Below are 14393 nucleotides of genomic sequence, written 5' to 3'. Positions count from 1 at the left end.
GTGGGCGAATAGCGGGTTTGCCGCCGCAATGACAGGGCCGCCCGTGCATCCGCATCGGCGGCCTTTTTTGATAGTGCGGCCTACATCAGCAGCGCCGCCACCAGGTCTTTTTTGGCCTCGCCGGCGCTGCCGTCGAAGCGCAGGGCCGCTTCCACGTGCGCCAGGTGCTCGACCATCAGGCGCGCCGCCAGGTCCGCGTCGCCGCTGCGCGCCGCCTCGAGAAAGCGGCCGTGCTCGTCGCACGAGCAGGCGGCATCATGGCCCGACTGGTACAGCATGGTGATGAGCGAACTGCGGCCCACCAGTTCGCGCACGATGTCGCGCAGCACGGCGTTGCCGGCGATATCGGCCAGCAAGACGTGGAAGTCGCCCAGCAGTTGCGAGCGCAGCGGCGTCGCCTGGGCCAGCGCCTGGCGTTCCGCTTTCAGATGGCGCTCGAGCATCCTGTAGTCGGCAGGCTTGGCCCGCGCAACGAATTCGCGCGCCAGTGCCGCCTCGATGATGCGCCGCGCGGCAAAGATGTCGCGCGCCTCCGCTTCGGTCGGCTGGCTGACGAAGGCGCCCTTGTCGGGCACCATGCGGATCAGTTTGTCTTTCGAGAGGATGAGCAGGGCGGCGCGGATCTTGGTGCGGCTGACGCCGTACAGCCGGCACAGCGCCTCTTCGCGCAGCCGCGTGCCGGGCGGCAATTGGCGTGCCACGATGGCGGCGGCCATATGCGCGGCAATGTCCGCCGAGCTGTCGCCGCTGCCGGGATTGTCCACCAGTGTTGCGCTTGATTCTGTCATGTCGGGTGAGAGCAGTAAGCCAGGGGCAAGGTGCGCCTTGCAAGCGCATGTCTGCGCGGGGGCGTGGTCGACGCTCCGCTGCCGGCATGCCGTTGTGCGCCTTGCGTGTCGGCAAGGCCTGGCTATTCTACTATCTTGCGTAGCGCCGCGCAGACGGGCGCAGCCAGCAGGCGAGGCTTGCTCCCTGGCGGCCAGTTTTGCTGGCCATGCAGCAACAACTGGACATGAGAAATTTTGACGTATATAATTCGGCCTCCTTTCCCTGATAGCTCAGTTGGTAGAGCGACGGACTGTTAATCCGCAGGTCCCTGGTTCGAGTCCAGGTCGGGGAGCCAGAACAAGCAGCAGCAAAAGGCCACGTGGCAACACGTGGCCTTTTTTGTCATGCGCACACGGTTTCCCGTTCACGCTAGTTATCGCTTCAGCGCATCAACGGCGTGCGCGGTGTTCCCTGATCAGGGATCCACAAACACGTCGAAACGCACCTTGAGCGGGCTGCCCCACGAGATATCCACCCAGGCACGGAAGCCGCCGTTATATGGCGCGATGTTGTACACGGCCATACGGGCTGAGCCGATGAAGCGGTTCTGGGGAGTGGCGCCATATTCGCTGATGTTGAGCAATACGCGCGAATTGGCCTTCACGTTGGCGTTGGCGAAGTTGACCGAAGGATGCACGCCATTGGCTGTCCACGTGTAGTAGGTGGTGAAGGCGGCGGCGCTCAGGTTCAGGTCCTGTGCGGCCGCGTCTTGCGAGGCCTGGCCGTCCTGCTCCAGCGGCAGGTCGGTGGTTTCCGGGGCCAGGTTGCTGCCCGTGTGATTTTCTACTTTCATTTCCATGATGTACTCCTCATCGATAGTTTGGACACCGCGCCTGTCGTTGTGCGGCAAGACGCCCTATCTGTGTTGCCGTGACGGCCAGTGTCACGTCCGGGCTGATAAGGTAGCCGCCTGCTCCATGCTGTTGGAGTAATTCATTCTAGGCATACATAGGGGTAGAAAGCGCGCTGGGCCGCTGGAAAAGCGGCGCTCGCTTGTGCTGGCGCAAACACCTTGCAGGCAAGCGGCAAGAACTTTTCCAGCAGGCTATTTTTACGGGGCGCCACGCGTGCCGTGCAGGACAATGGCACAATAGGCCCAGCCGACCTGCCGATACGGAACCCGTTGCGAGCCTAGCCCATGCCGATATTGAACCTGAGTGCCGAAACCGATATCTATTACGAACTGATCGAAGGCGACCCCGCCAAGCCCTGCCTGGTATTCCTGCATGAGGGGCTCGGCTGCTGTGCGATGTGGAAAGATTTTCCCGCGCAGCTATGCCAGGCGACGGGATGCCGCGGCTTGCTGTACGACCGCCACGGCTATGGGCAGTCGTCGCCGCTGGCGGCGCGCCGCCAGCTCCATTATTTGCACGACTACGCGCTGTGCGAGCTGCCGCAAGTGCTGGCGGCACTGCTGCCGGGACAGGACCATTTTCTCGTCGGCCACTCCGATGGCGGCAGCATCGCCCTGATCTATGCGGCGCAGCAGCCGCCGCGCTTGCGCGGGATCATCACCGAGGCGGCGCATGTGTTTGTCGAAGGCATCACGCTCGATGGCATACGCGAGGCGGACGCGGCATTCGGCGCGGGCAAGCTGCGCGCGCTGGCGAAATACCATGGCGACAAGACGGAAACGATTTTCAAGGCCTGGTCGGACACCTGGCTCAGCTATGGCTTCCAGTTCTGGAACATCGAGTATCTGCTGCCCTCCGTCGAATGCCCGGCGCTGGTGGTGCAGGGCAGCGAAGACCAGTACGGCAGCGCGGCCCAGGTCGACACCATCGTGGCGCAGGCGCTCAACGCCATGCCCGCCATGGTCGAGCAGTGCGGCCATACGCCGCACCAGGAGCAGCCGCAGGCATTGCTGGCGCTGATGGAAGGTTTTTTGCAGGGCCGCATGGACGCGGCCACTCACCCGAGACACGCATGATAGGCCACCTCGACCACCTGGTATTGACCACCCGCGACAAGGCGGCCTGCATCGATTTTTATACGCGCGTGCTGGGCATGCGGCTCGAAACGTTTGGCACCGGCCGCCATGCCTTCAAGTTTGGCGCGCAAAAAATCAATCTGCATGAGGCCGGCAAGGAATTCCTGCCCAAGGCGGATTTGCCCACGCCCGGTTCGCTGGACCTGTGCTTCATCGCCGCCGTCCCGCTCGACGTGTTCATCGCCCATTTGGCGGCGCTGGGTATTGCCATCGAGGAAGGTCCGGTGGCCCGCACGGGCGCCAACTGGCCCATCCGCTCCGTGTATCTGCGCGACCCGGACCGCAACCTGATCGAAGTGTCCGAGCGCGCCTGAGGTTTGCCGGGCACTCAATGGCAGGCGGGATCGCTGTCCCAGCGGCCCGAGCAGATGCGCGAACGGCACAGCATGCCTTCGATCAGGCCCAGCTGCTGACAGCGCTGCAACAGTTCCGCCGTTTCTTCTTCCTGTTTGCGCAGCACCACGTCGCGCGCGGGTACCGCCGTGCCTGCCTGCCGGTGCGCATGGGCCACCATCGCCGTCAGCAAGGCGACGTCGCTGTCGCCGGGCGCGGCAGCCGGCTTCGCGCCTTGTGGACGGGCGGCCGCCTGGCGCATGGGCGCTAGCACCTTGCGTGGCGCACTCGAGGCTGCCACCTCGGGCAAGGGCGGTCCCGCCGTATTGACGATAGTGGCGGCCTGCGGCGGGGAGGCCGCCTGTTGCAGCACCGTTGGCGCTGGTATTGCGGGTGCCGCCATGGCAATGGCAGGCGCCGGCGGCAGTGGCGGGGCGTCCGTGTCGTAGGCGAGCACGGCCGTGATCAGCACCGCCAGGCATAGCGCGCCAGCGGCTCCGTGCCGCCAGCCGGGGCGCCAGCGCATGGCCGGCATGGCCACAGGCGCGGCGGCGCCGTGTTCGAGCTGCGACAGGATGCCCTTGCCTTCGATGCGCGCACCAGCCGCGCCGGCCTTGCTCAGCAGGTCAGGACCGCGCGCCTGGCCATCCCCGGTTTTCAGTAAAGACAAAATATCACCTCCGCAGTGGATCAAATTCGACTGACCTTGATGTAAACCGCGCTCATGCGGGCCGCGCACGCCTACGATCTAGCGATACCGCCGAGCAATGGATTGCCCGGCCCCGCCGATTCCCGTCACGGAGCGCCCCATGTTCGTCGCCCTGGTCCTGATGTATTTTCTGCTTGCCTGTTTTGCCTGCTGGCTGCTGCTGTTTCCCGGCGGCCGCGCCATCGTGCTGCACACGCTCGTCAACCTGGGCTGGCGCATGCAGCGGCGTGCGCAGGGGTTGCAGCGGGGCGGCGGCGCGCAGTGGCAGCGCGTGCAGCAACACACGGGCTCGGGCATGGCGCGCGTCTGGCAACTGCTGTGGCGGCATCGCTGGCTGAGCCTGGCAGGCAGCGTGCTGGTCATCGTGCCGCCGCTGCTGGCCTGGCTGTCCAGCGACCGCATCACCCTGCGCGGCTATGCCGACCAGCAACACGTCATCAATGACCAGGTCAGCGACTTGCTGAAGGGCGAGCAGCTGGTGCCGCCACCGACCTTGCCGCCGCTGCTGTTTTCCACGGCGGAAGTAACGCAGCTGCGCCCTCTGCTGGGCGGCGCCAGCCGCAACTGGCAATTGCTCGACCACGATTTCGCGCAGCGTCTGCTGCTGGTCTTCAAGATCATGAAGGACGTGCATGGCTATGACATGGTCTTGCTGGAAGGCTATCGCAGCCCCGCGCGCCAGGATCAATTGGCGGCGGCCGGCCCGAACGTGACGAACGCGAAGGCGTTTCAAAGCTATCACCAGTATGGCTTGGCGGCCGATTGCGCATTCATGCATGAAGGAAAGCTCATCATTTCTGAAAAAAATGCCTGGGCCATGCGCGGCTACCGTTTATATGGCGTGACGGCCGAATCGGTGGGCCTGCGCTGGGGCGGACGCTGGACCATGATGGATTTTGGCCACACGGAATTGCCGCAACCGCGCGTGCTGGGCAAGTAAGCCGCGCCAGCCATTCTAGCGCCGCGCATCGCCCCGAATATCACAGCTGCAAGTTTGCTTGCGTAGCATCAATGGCCTGCCGGGGCCTGCCGCGCTGGCGCCCGGGACTTGTCGTATGTCAACAAAGGCGCGCCCCATTGCTGTCAGCATGGCCGAATCCGCCTTGCTTTGCGACCTCACCCTGGGCCTATCATGCTGCGACGAATCTGGCATTTCCTCACCGACAGCCGCCAACTGACCATCCTCGGCTTCGTGGCGCTGGCCGTGTTCCTGTACCTGGGCGCCGAGGTGCTGGAAGTGGCGCTGATCTGGGCCCTGGTCTTGCTGCTGCTGGCTTTTGCCACCTGGCTGGGCCTGTGGCTGTGGCGCCGGCGCCGTGCGCGGCGCGATGCCCAGGCGCTGGGCCAGGCCATCCTCAACGAGGCCGAGATCGCCGCCGCGCAGGCGGCCTCGTCCTCAACGACCAGCAACACCCAACAGGGCGAACTTGACGCCGTGCGTACGGGCATGCTGGCTGCCATCGAGACCATCAAGACGTCCAAGCTGGGCCTCAAGTCGGGCGCCGCCGCCCTGTACGAATTGCCGTGGTACATGATCATCGGCAATCCGGCGGCCGGCAAGAGCAGCGCCATCCTGCATTCGGGCCTGCAATTCCCCTTCGCCGACGGCAAGATCGTGCAAGGCGTGGGCGGCACGCGCAACTGCGACTGGTTTTTCACGACGGACGGCATCGTGCTCGACACGGCGGGGCGCTACTCCGTCGTCGACGAGCACCGCGGCGAGTGGTTCGGCTTTCTCGACCTGCTGAAAAAATACCGGCGCAAGGCGCCCATCAACGGCATCCTCATCGCCGTCAGCATCGCCGAGCTGGGCGGCGATCCTGATGTCGGCATGCAACTGGCGCGCAGCCTGCGCAAGCGCGTGCAGGACGTCATCGAACGCCTGGAAGTGTTTGCACCCCTGTACATCGTGTTTACCAAAGCGGACCTGATCGCCGGCTTCACGGAGTTTTTCGCCGATGCCGAGCGCAGCGAGCGCGAGCGCGTATGGGGCGCCACCATGCCCTACCAGCGCAAGTTGCCCACGGCCGACTTGCTGGCGTTTTTCGACCAGAGCTTCGATGAATTGCACGATGGCTTGACGGAGCTGAGCCTGGCCAACATGGCGCACCGGCAACGCAAGACGATGGCGCCCGGCGTATTCACCTTTCCGCTGGAATTTGCCGCCATCAAGCCGGCCCTGCGCGCCTTCATCGCTACCCTGTTCGAGGAAAACCCGTTCCAGTTCCAGCCCGTGTTCCGCGGCTTCTATTTCACCAGCGCGCTGCAGGAGGGCGAGCCCGTCAGCGCTTCCTCGCAGCAGGTGGCGCGCCGCTTCGACCTGGCCTTCGCGCCTGCCCCGGCTGCCGCGCCGTCCGGTGCGCGCCAGCATGGCTATTTCCTGCTGGAGCTGTTTCGCAAGGTGATTTTTGCCGACAAGCACCTGGTGGCCAACTATGCCAACCGGGCCAAGCTGCGCTTCAAATATGCCGTGTTCTTCGCCGCCACGGTGTCGCTGGGCGCCTGCCTGGGCGGCTGGAGCTGGTCCTACCTGGGCAACCGGCAACTGGTGGCCAATGTCGAGGCCGATTTAAATAAAGTGGTCAAGTTGCAGGAGCGGCGCCTGGACTTGCAGTCGCGTCTGGAAGCGCTCGAGATATTGCAAGACCGCATCGAGCAGCTGGAAGCGTACCGCACGCAACGGCCGTGGTCCTTGCGTCTGGGCCTGTACCAGGGTGAACTGCTCGAACGCAAGCTGCGCGAGGAGTATTTTGCCGGCGCGCGCCAGGTCATGCTGGCCCCCGTGGCGGGTGCGCTGGAAGCCTTGCTGTTCGAGATGAATGCCAGCGCCGACCAGCTGCAGCCCACGGCGCGCACGCCGCAGACGCCGGCCGCTCCTGCAACGCCTTCCGCCGCGCCGCGCAATGTCCAGTACCAGGCGGCCAGCGCGACGAATGTGGAGGACGCCTACAACGCGTTGAAAACCTATCTGATGCTGGCCGACAAAACGCATGCGGAAAGCAGCCACCTGAACGACCAGATGACGCGCTTCTGGCGCGGCTGGCTGGAGGGTAACCGGGGCGCCATGCCGCGCGAGCAGATGATACGCAGCGCCGAACGGCTGCTGACGTTTTACCTGGCGCAGATCGGCGACCCGTCCTGGCCGCGCATCGAACAGAAGCTGGCGCTGGTCGACCAGGCGCGCGAAAATCTGCGCCGCGTCGTGCGCGGCATGCCGGCGCGCGAGCGCGTGTATGCCGACGTCAAGGCACGCGCCTCGACGCGTTTTCCCGGCATGACGGTGGCGCGCATCGTCGGCGAGCAGGATCAGGCCCTGCTTGCGGGCAGTTATGCCGTCTCCGGCGCCTTTACGCGCCAGGCCTGGGAAAAGTTCGTCGAGGGCGCGTTTCGCGACGCCGCCAACCGCGAACTGCAAAGCGCCGACTGGGTGCTGAAAAGCGCCTCCACCGACGACCTGACCCTGGAAGGCAGTCCGGAGCAGATCGAGAAAAATCTGGTGGCCATGTACAAGGCCGATTACGCGCGCGAGTGGCAAAAATTTGTGCAGGGCGTGGCCGTCGCCGACCTGAAAGGTTTTGACGGCGCCGTGCAGGCAATGAACCGCCTGGGCGATCCGCAGTCGTCGCCGATCGCCAAGCTGCTGACGACCATTTACGAGGAAACCTCGTGGGACAACCCGGCCCTGCAAAATGCGCAACTGCGCAAGGCCGAGCGGGGCATCATCGCCTGGTTCAAGGAAACCGTGCTGCGTCGCGCGCCGTCGCAGCTGACGGCCAATCCCGGCCTCAATGCGCAGATTGACCCGGCCCGCCTGGATAAACCGATGGGCCCCGTGGGGCGCGAATTTGCCGGCGTGGGCAAGCTGGTGGCGGCCAGGGACAACAATGCCTCGCTGATGCGCGCCTACCTGGAAGCGCTGTCGAAACTGCGCAGCCGTTTGAACCAGCTGAAGAACCAGGGCGACGCGGGGCCGGGCGCGCGCCAGTTCATGCAGCAGACCCTGGAGGGCAGCGGCTCCGAACTGGCCGACGCCCTCAAACTGGTCGACGAGCAGGTGCTCACGGGGATGAGCGACGCGCAGAAGCAGGCGATACGCCCCATCCTCGTGCGCCCGCTGATGCAGACCTTTGCCGTCATCGTCACGCCGGCCGAACTCGATATCAACAAGACCTGGGCGGCGCAGGTGTACGAACCGTTCCAGAAATCGCTGGCCAACAAATATCCGTTTGCGCCCACGGCGCGCATCGAGGCGAGCAACCTGGAGATCGGCCAGTTCTTCGGTCCGGAAGGCTTGGTGGCGAAATTCGTCACCACATCCATGGGCCCCTTGGTGGTGCGGCGTGGCGACGTGCTGGCGCCGCGCACCTGGGCCGACATGGGCATCAGCCTGGCGCCGCAGGTGGTGGCGCGCTTTCCCGGCTGGATTGCGCCGCTGGGTGCGGGCGGCGTGGCGGCCACCTCGACGGCGGCGCAAACCGTGTTCCAGATCCAGCCGTCGCCCGCGCCCGGCACCCTGGAATACACGGTGGAAATCGACGGCCAGCAGCTGCGCTATCGTAATACGCCGGCGCAGTGGACGAACATGGTCCATCCGGGGCCGCAAGGCGCGGCGGGCCAGCAAGGCGCGCGCATCACGGCAGTCACCTTCGACGGGCGCACGGTGGAACTATTCAACGAGCCGGGGCAATTCGGCTTGAAGCGCATGATCGATGCGGCGGCCAAGAAGCGCAAGGATGGCGGCGTGTTCGAACTGCGCTGGACGCGCGGCGACGTGGCCGTGGCGGTCGACCTGAAAATCACCAGCAGCGCCGAGACGACAGGCGCCGGATCTGCCACGGCGGTGCAGGAGCAGGGCTTTCGCGGCATGCAGCTGCCCGAGACGATCGTCGGCATGCCGGGCGTTCCCGTGCCAGTCATCGCCGCAGTTGCGGCGACCGGGGTGGCGCCATGATGCGCGCGGCGCAGCAGGTGCGCCTCGGCTACTTTGGCAAGATCCCCGCGCGCGGCGATTTCATCAAGGATTGCGACAATCACGCGCTGGTGCAGCTGCTTGACGACTGGCTGGCGCAGGTCATGACCGCGCTGACGGTGGAACCGCGCTGGAAGCTCAATTACGACGCCTTGCCGCCGCTGCGCTTTGCCTTCGTCGGCACGCGCAGCCGGCGCGCCATCGCCGGACGCCTGGAAGCGAGCAACGACCAGTCGCTGCGGCGCTTTCCCTTCATGGCCATGGGCGCCCTCGAAGTCGATGACGCCGAAGCCTTTGTCGCTTGCAGCCCGCTGGCGCTGGCGCCCCTGTGGCAGCGGGTGGAGCAGCTGTCGCAGGGCATCGTGGCCAGCGCCGAGCCGGGGCCGGCCCTGCTGGCGCTGGCCGGCAACGTGGTCGAAGTCGAACCGGCCGCGCCTGGCCATGCGGCGCGGCTGGCCGCCTTTTTGCAGGCGCAGACCGTGCATGGCCTGCAAGCGATGCTCGCTTCGCCCGCCTTCCCAGTGACGGTGCGCGAATTGCTGCTGGGCCTGGGCCTGCTGCTGCGGCCGGTGCGCCAGAGCGGCTTGCCGCGCCTGGAGAAAAGCCTGGTGCTGCCGCTGCCGCAAGACGTGCAGCTGCGCGACGTGGTGGCGAGCTTCTGGCTGCATCTGATCGCGCCTTTCCTGCGTCTGGCCGATTTCGAACTCGCGCTGTTCTTTTCCCACCTCGACGAGGCGCCCGTGCTGGTGATCGGTTTTTGCGGCGCCGACCCGGATGGCTTGCGCGCGCTGATCGACCCGCAGGCCGGCAGCGAACGGCTGATCGTGTTCGACCAGCTGGACTGGGTCGAGGAGCAGCTGGGACACGACGCGGCGCTGCGCCAGTTTTCCGCCTGCCTGCAGCAGGAGCAGCTGTCGCTGCGCTCGGCCTGCGCCATGTTTGCCGATACCTTTGCCTGAAGGACCGCGATGAAATCGTATGCCATTTTCCTGCTGCTTGCCGTGGTCGTTCCCTGCCGCGTCCAGGCGCAAGCGCAAGCACCCCAGACGCCGATGCCGGGGCAGATCCTCGTCACGGGCACCCTGGCCGACGAGGCGGGCAAGGCGGCCGTGCTGGCCCGCCTGCGCGAACTGTATGGCGCCGAGCGCGTGGTCGACCAGATCGCCATCGGCAACGTGGCCGTGCCGGCCAACTGGAACGCCTACGTGCACAAGCTGATCGCGCCGAACCTGAAGCTCATTTCACGGGGGCAGATCACCGTCGACGGCAACAACGTCAGCGTGCGCGGCGAAGTGGCGAACGAGGCGCAGCGCCAGCAGATCGCCAGCGACATCGCCACCAGCCTCAATCCCACCTACATCGTCAACAATGGCTTGCGGGTCAAGGCGGCCGAGGCCGAGCAGGGCTTGCTCGATGCGGCGCTCGATAAACGCATCATCGAATTCGACAGCGGCAAGGCCACCATCACGCCGGCAGGTCTGGCCATCCTCGACGAGATGGCGGCCGTCATGCTCAAGCTGCGCGGACGCAAGGTGGAGGTGATCGGCCACACGGACGACACGGGCCTGCGCGCCAGCAATGTGGCCCTGAGCCAGGCGCGCGCCGAAGTCGTGCGCGCCTACCTGGCCAGCAAGGGCGTCGCGGCCGATTCCGTGCTGGTGTCGGGCCAGGGACCAGACCGCCCCGTGGCCAGCAACGCCACGGCCGATGGCCGGGCGCGGAACCGGCGCATCGAGTTCAGGATTGCGCAGTAGATTGGGTTGACACCTCACAAAACCGTAGCGAGCGGAAGGGAGAGGCGGTCGAGAAGCGCAACCGTGCTAGAGCACGGTGAGCATCGCAGGCCGCCTATACCGACGCGCAGTAGGTTTTGTGAGGTGTTCAGGGCAGGGTGATGGTCAGGTGTGCTGGCCGTGGCGCCAGCTTGACCAGGTCCGCATACGCGGCCAGGGTCGTTTGCGTGCCGCGCGTCAGATGCGTTTTCAGGCCCAGGTAGGCGCAGATGGCCAGCAGCGCGAAAAAGCTCGACAGCGCCCACAGCGGCACGTCGCTGCCACGCTTGTTGACCACCTGGTCGGGGCGATCCGCGCGCGGCGCGAAGCCACGGCTCTTGCCCTTGATGTGGGCGATCTCGTCGCCCAGGCGCGCCGTCAGGTAGCTGAGTTTTTCGCCGCCGTCGATCGCATACTTGCCCTGGAATCCCAGCAATAGACACATGTGGAAGACCTGCAGCGCCTGCACGCGCATGGCGCCCTTGCCGCGCAAGGCGTCGAGGCGGTCGAAGAAGTGTTCGCCGGCCAGCTGGTCGCCAAAGATCAGCAGCTGCATCGGGCGGCGCTCCCACTGTTTGCGCAGGGCGAAAGGCGAGGCCAGGATGATTTCATCGACGGCCGCGCAGAACGCATACTTGGCCGCCTCGATATCGTCGCCATCGGCGCGGATTTTTTTCGCTTCGCGCTCGAAGTCGTCGAGGAAGGCCGTGATGCGGTCCATGAAGCTTTGCTCGTCGCCAGGCGCCGAACCGTGCTTCAGCATGAACAGCATATAAAAGCCTTCGTGCATCAGGTCCAGCAGGGCGCTGCCGGCATGCCGGCTGCTGCCTGCCGGGGCGGAACCGCGTTGTCCCAGCAGGGAGGGCGCCGCGCGCCGTTCGATGAGCTGGCTCATGCTGTCACCGCGATCAGTTCGAGCTGCAGGTCGCGTATGCCGGTCGGCACGTAGACGGAAATCGACTGCGCCTTGAGCACCTGCTCATACAGCACGCCGCGGTTTTCAATCGCAAAATAATAGGTGTCGGGGCGCACGGGAATGGCGGCCGGCACTTGCGGCGCATGCGACAGCTTCAGGCCGGGCATGGCCGTGAGCACGCATTTTTCCACGTCGTCGGGCGCGCCCACTTTCACGCGCAGCGGCACCACGTCGACCAGTTCGATGGCGGGCATGGCGGCGCGAATCGCCAGGTACAAGGTGGTGTGCTGGTCGATCTTGCCCGAATCGAGCTTGCCCAGGTAGTACGACGGCTTGTCTTCGAGCAGGGCGATGGAAAAGTATTTCGACGAGATGACGGTGTCGAGCAGTTCGCGGATGATCGCGTCGATGGCGTCGAAGCAGGCGCCCGGCTGCGCGTGGTCGTAGGCGGGCAGGCTGGCCAGGGTGTAATGCTTGGAGTAGCTGAGCAGGCCGCCCGCCAGGCCCAGCAGCGCCTCGTACAGGCGCTCCGGATGCAGGGCCGGATGGCGCACATAGTGCATCAGGGCGGCGGCGGCCGTGCTGACCGTGTGCAGCAGCCAGAACGAGGACACGTCGCCCGAGCGGAACTCGATCACGTTGCGGCTCGGTTCGCGATGGTGGCCGTGCAGCGCGCTCACTTTCGCCTGCAAGGCGTCGAGCAGGTGTTCCAGCACGCCCTGCAGGCGCGGCGCGCCGGCGATCGCCAGGCTGGGCGCCATGAACGAGGGCACGGGTTCGAAGCCGCCCGACACCGTGCGCCGCAGGGCGATCAGCGGCAGGCAGTCGTAGGAGCCGCGCGCTTCGCTGTCGGGAATCAGGCGCACGGTTTTCTTCAGGTAGGCCACGTCGGCCACGGCGGACTCAGTGAACAGGTCGGGCGTGGCGCGCATGGCGTGCGCGAAGCGCGTGCTGGCCGGCGTGCCTGCCGTTGATGCCTGCAGCGTGTAATTCATGCCTTCGCGGTTGAGGATGGGCAGCGCCGCATAATACGTCACTTCCTGCACGGCCGGCGGCAGCGCTTCCAGGTCCACGGGCGGGGGCAGGGTGTCGCTGCCGGGCGCGCCGTCGCCCAGCGATTCGAACACTTCGCCGTCGCGGAAGATCGCCGACAGCGCTTGCAGGCGCAAGGTGCCCGTCTTCAGGGCCGCCAGGTCCCACTCCATGTGCGCCACGCCCCACAGGTAGGGATGCAGCGCGCTGGCCGTGTGATGCAGGCGCGCTTCGTGATATTGATCCTGGCGCTGGAAATGCTGCGGCCGCAGGAACAGGCCTTCTCCCCACAAGACTTTCGCTGCCATGCCCATCTCGATTCTCCTCGTATGTGTGGCGTGTCTGTTCGTGTTACTGGCAGCGCGGGGCCGACAGCGCGGCCACCCCGCTGATGCTGAGCGCGCAGGCGTGCAGGCCGACGGTGATGCCGCCGCGTTCCGCATCGGCGGCGGCAAAGGTGGCGCGCCAGCGCTGCGCGGCGGGCGCGCGGAACAGGGCCACGACGCCGATAAAATACGCTTCCTTGCTGACTTTTTCCTGTACTTCGTAACGCTGGCCCGGCACCAGCAGCACCTCCTTGACTTCCATCAGGTCGGCGCCCAGCGCGGCCTTTTCGCGCTGCGTGTCGAGGAAGCTGTCGTACGGCGCCTGTTCGAAGGCGGCGCTCTGGCGCAGCTTGTAGATGCGCGCCACCAGGGCCAGCGGCCGGCCATCGGCATCCGTGTTGAGACGCTGCGCCGCATGCAGGCGGATGCTGACATTGCGCGGCGGCTTTTGTGCGTCCGGCAGTTCCGGCGGCGGCTTGGCGACGCCCGCCATTTGCAGCGCCGCGTTGGCCAGGGTGCCGATGGCGCCGCCTGCGCAGCCGGCCTGCGACGACGCCAGCAACAGTAGTGCGGTGGCGCGGGCCAGACGGCGGAGCATGGCGTCAAATGGCATGGGCGACCTTTGTAAATTGAAGGGTGGAAATAAAAGTGTTGCAGTCATTTAAGCGCATGCACTGGCGGCCTGCTTGCGTTGGCGCAAGATCGGCCTGCGATCAAGACAATTACTGCGCCAGATCAGGATTCATGGCGCTGTACGCGGCTGTGATGTGGAACTTCTTCTTTGCTGATTAATCTCAATTTGGCAAAAAATTGCCGATCAATAATAGTCTCCACCAAGGCGCCGCCCATCTTTCCCAGCGGTAGCGACCTCCACGTGAAGGAGTACCCGATGAAGCCAGTCAGCATCTTGCCCCGTATTGCTTGTCTCGCCAGCGCATTGCTGCTGGCCGCCTGCGCCACGCCGGACCAGCCGGCGTCCCAAAAACCTGCCGCACCGACCCTGGCGCAAGTGATGAGCGACGCCGATGCGGCGGCGCGCGCCGGCCAGTACGAGCGTGCCATGACCCTGCTACAACGCGGCGGCACCAGCTACCCGGCCGACAAGGCGCCATGGCTGCAAATGGCGCAGATGAAGTTCGACCGCGGCCAGTACGGCGACGCCATCGGCCATGCGCTCGAAGCGCTGGAGCGCGACCCGGACGACAAGGTGGCCAACAGCATCGTCGCCGTCAGCGGCTTGCGCCTGTCCGGCAAGGCGCTGGCCGACCTGTCGCGGCAAAACAATCTGAATGGCTCGCTGCGCTCGGAAGCGCAGGACCTGGCCAAGCTGCTGCGCGCAAGCATCGGCGAAGACGTGCTGGTGCCGCCGGCCAAGCGCCCGCCGGCGGCCGGCAAGCGCGCTTCCGCATCCGGCTCCGGCACGCCGGCGGCGAAGGGCGCGGCGGCGCCAGGCAGCACGGCCGACCCGTTCAGTGGCCTGAAATAAGCGAGCATCCCCACCATCCCCTTGCAAAGGAA

At 65.7% G+C, this 14393-nt stretch carries 13 protein-coding genes and 1 tRNA gene; 8 read left to right on the top strand and 6 right to left on the bottom strand.

Annotated elements, in window-relative coordinates:
• Nucleotides 1-80 precede the first annotated feature (80 nt).
• A complete protein-coding gene (locus MRBLMS1_RS05950) occupies nucleotides 81-788 on the bottom strand; it encodes a GntR family transcriptional regulator (protein ID WP_070302264.1) in 708 nt (235 codons plus the stop codon).
• Between the two features lie 259 nt (nucleotides 789-1047).
• Here MRBLMS1_RS05950 and MRBLMS1_RS05945 point away from each other — a divergent pair.
• Nucleotides 1048-1123 (top strand) — tRNA-Asn (locus MRBLMS1_RS05945).
• Between the two features lie 120 nt (nucleotides 1124-1243).
• On the opposite strand, the gene MRBLMS1_RS05940 is transcribed toward MRBLMS1_RS05945, so the two are convergent.
• A complete protein-coding gene (locus tag MRBLMS1_RS05940) occupies nucleotides 1244-1627 on the bottom strand; it encodes a hypothetical protein (RefSeq protein ID WP_223278793.1) in 384 nt (127 codons plus the stop codon).
• A 339-nt stretch (nucleotides 1628-1966) separates the two neighbouring features.
• Between MRBLMS1_RS05940 and MRBLMS1_RS05935 the strand changes: the two genes are divergently transcribed.
• Both MRBLMS1_RS05935 and MRBLMS1_RS05930 read left to right on the top strand, forming a co-directional pair.
• Nucleotides 1967-2758, top strand: coding sequence for an alpha/beta fold hydrolase (locus MRBLMS1_RS05935; RefSeq protein WP_070302263.1), 792 nt, complete (start codon nucleotides 1967-1969; stop codon nucleotides 2756-2758).
• Nucleotides 2755-3132, top strand: coding sequence for a VOC family protein (locus MRBLMS1_RS05930; RefSeq protein WP_456150534.1), 378 nt, complete (start codon nucleotides 2755-2757; stop codon nucleotides 3130-3132). The genes MRBLMS1_RS05935 and MRBLMS1_RS05930 overlap by 4 nt, the downstream gene beginning before the upstream one ends.
• Before the next feature lie 14 nt (nucleotides 3133-3146).
• Here the strand turns inward: MRBLMS1_RS05930 and MRBLMS1_RS05925 are convergent, their stop codons facing one another.
• Nucleotides 3147-3821 carry a hypothetical protein gene (locus MRBLMS1_RS05925; RefSeq protein ID WP_456150533.1) on the bottom strand — a complete coding sequence of 225 codons (675 nt, stop codon included), beginning with the start codon at nucleotides 3819-3821 and terminating at the stop codon, nucleotides 3147-3149.
• 139 nt (nucleotides 3822-3960) lie between these two features.
• Here MRBLMS1_RS05925 and MRBLMS1_RS05920 point away from each other — a divergent pair, with 139 nt between their 5' ends.
• The 4 genes from MRBLMS1_RS05920 (at nucleotide 3961) to MRBLMS1_RS05905 (ending at nucleotide 10583) form a co-directional block, all read left to right on the top strand.
• Nucleotides 3961-4800: a M15 family metallopeptidase gene (locus tag MRBLMS1_RS05920; RefSeq protein WP_485878343.1), complete on the top strand. Its 840-nt coding sequence runs from the start codon at nucleotides 3961-3963 to the stop codon at nucleotides 4798-4800.
• A 192-nt stretch (nucleotides 4801-4992) separates the two neighbouring features.
• Nucleotides 4993-8811: a type VI secretion system membrane subunit TssM gene (gene tssM / locus MRBLMS1_RS05915; protein ID WP_485878341.1), complete on the top strand. Its 3819-nt coding sequence runs from the start codon at nucleotides 4993-4995 to the stop codon at nucleotides 8809-8811.
• Nucleotides 8808-9788: a type VI secretion system-associated protein TagF gene (gene tagF / locus MRBLMS1_RS05910; protein WP_485878340.1), complete on the top strand. Its 981-nt coding sequence runs from the start codon at nucleotides 8808-8810 to the stop codon at nucleotides 9786-9788. Before tssM ends, tagF begins: the two co-directional genes overlap by 4 nt.
• 9 nt (nucleotides 9789-9797) lie before the next feature.
• A complete protein-coding gene (locus MRBLMS1_RS05905) occupies nucleotides 9798-10583 on the top strand; it encodes an OmpA family protein (RefSeq protein ID WP_485878339.1) in 786 nt (261 codons plus the stop codon).
• A gap of 127 nt (nucleotides 10584-10710) precedes the next feature.
• Here the strand turns inward: MRBLMS1_RS05905 and icmH are convergent, their stop codons facing one another.
• From icmH to tssJ, 3 genes are read right to left on the bottom strand one after another with little or no spacing between them, the layout of a single operon-like run.
• Nucleotides 10711-11496 carry a type IVB secretion system protein IcmH/DotU gene (gene icmH / locus MRBLMS1_RS05900; RefSeq protein ID WP_485878337.1) on the bottom strand — a complete coding sequence of 262 codons (786 nt, stop codon included), beginning with the start codon at nucleotides 11494-11496 and terminating at the stop codon, nucleotides 10711-10713.
• Complete coding sequence (gene tssK / locus MRBLMS1_RS05895; protein WP_485878336.1) at nucleotides 11493-12863, bottom strand: type VI secretion system baseplate subunit TssK; 1371 nt, start codon at nucleotides 12861-12863, stop codon at nucleotides 11493-11495. The genes icmH and tssK overlap by 4 nt, the downstream gene beginning before the upstream one ends.
• A 37-nt stretch (nucleotides 12864-12900) precedes the next feature.
• Complete coding sequence (gene tssJ / locus MRBLMS1_RS05890) at nucleotides 12901-13488, bottom strand: type VI secretion system lipoprotein TssJ (RefSeq protein WP_436480537.1); 588 nt, start codon at nucleotides 13486-13488, stop codon at nucleotides 12901-12903.
• Between the two features lie 276 nt (nucleotides 13489-13764).
• Here tssJ and MRBLMS1_RS05885 point away from each other — a divergent pair, with 276 nt between their 5' ends.
• Nucleotides 13765-14361 carry a hypothetical protein gene (locus MRBLMS1_RS05885; RefSeq protein ID WP_485878334.1) on the top strand — a complete coding sequence of 199 codons (597 nt, stop codon included), beginning with the start codon at nucleotides 13765-13767 and terminating at the stop codon, nucleotides 14359-14361.
• Nucleotides 14362-14393 lie beyond the last annotated feature (32 nt).

The sequence above is a fragment of the Massilia sp. LMS1-1-1.1 genome (genome assembly GCF_040815535.1).
GTDB lineage: Bacteria > Pseudomonadota > Gammaproteobacteria > Burkholderiales > Burkholderiaceae_D > Janthinobacterium > Janthinobacterium aestuarii.
The sequence above is the reverse complement of the archived record's forward strand: the minus strand, read 5'-3'. Positions and strand labels throughout refer to the sequence as shown.

What these genes read in the sequence shown, in the direction of transcription:
- tssJ (WP_436480537.1), bottom strand. Translation starts at nt 13,488, where the DNA reads ATGCCATTTGACGCCATGCTCCGCCGTCTGGCCCGCGCCACCGCACTA.
- MRBLMS1_RS05930 (WP_456150534.1), top strand. Translation starts at nt 2,755, where the DNA reads ATGATAGGCCACCTCGACCACCTGGTATTGACCACCCGCGACAAGGCG.
- tagF (WP_485878340.1), top strand. Translation starts at nt 8,808, where the DNA reads ATGATGCGCGCGGCGCAGCAGGTGCGCCTCGGCTACTTTGGCAAGATC.
- MRBLMS1_RS05940 (WP_223278793.1), bottom strand. Translation starts at nt 1,627, where the DNA reads ATGGAAATGAAAGTAGAAAATCACACGGGCAGCAACCTGGCCCCGGAA.
- icmH (WP_485878337.1), bottom strand. Translation starts at nt 11,496, where the DNA reads ATGAGCCAGCTCATCGAACGGCGCGCGGCGCCCTCCCTGCTGGGACAA.
- tssM (WP_485878341.1), top strand. Translation starts at nt 4,993, where the DNA reads ATGCTGCGACGAATCTGGCATTTCCTCACCGACAGCCGCCAACTGACC.
- MRBLMS1_RS05885 (WP_485878334.1), top strand. Translation starts at nt 13,765, where the DNA reads ATGAAGCCAGTCAGCATCTTGCCCCGTATTGCTTGTCTCGCCAGCGCA.
- tssK (WP_485878336.1), bottom strand. Translation starts at nt 12,863, where the DNA reads ATGGGCATGGCAGCGAAAGTCTTGTGGGGAGAAGGCCTGTTCCTGCGG.
- MRBLMS1_RS05935 (WP_070302263.1), top strand. Translation starts at nt 1,967, where the DNA reads ATGCCGATATTGAACCTGAGTGCCGAAACCGATATCTATTACGAACTG.
- MRBLMS1_RS05905 (WP_485878339.1), top strand. Translation starts at nt 9,798, where the DNA reads ATGAAATCGTATGCCATTTTCCTGCTGCTTGCCGTGGTCGTTCCCTGC.
- MRBLMS1_RS05950 (WP_070302264.1), bottom strand. Translation starts at nt 788, where the DNA reads ATGACAGAATCAAGCGCAACACTGGTGGACAATCCCGGCAGCGGCGAC.
- MRBLMS1_RS05920 (WP_485878343.1), top strand. Translation starts at nt 3,961, where the DNA reads ATGTTCGTCGCCCTGGTCCTGATGTATTTTCTGCTTGCCTGTTTTGCC.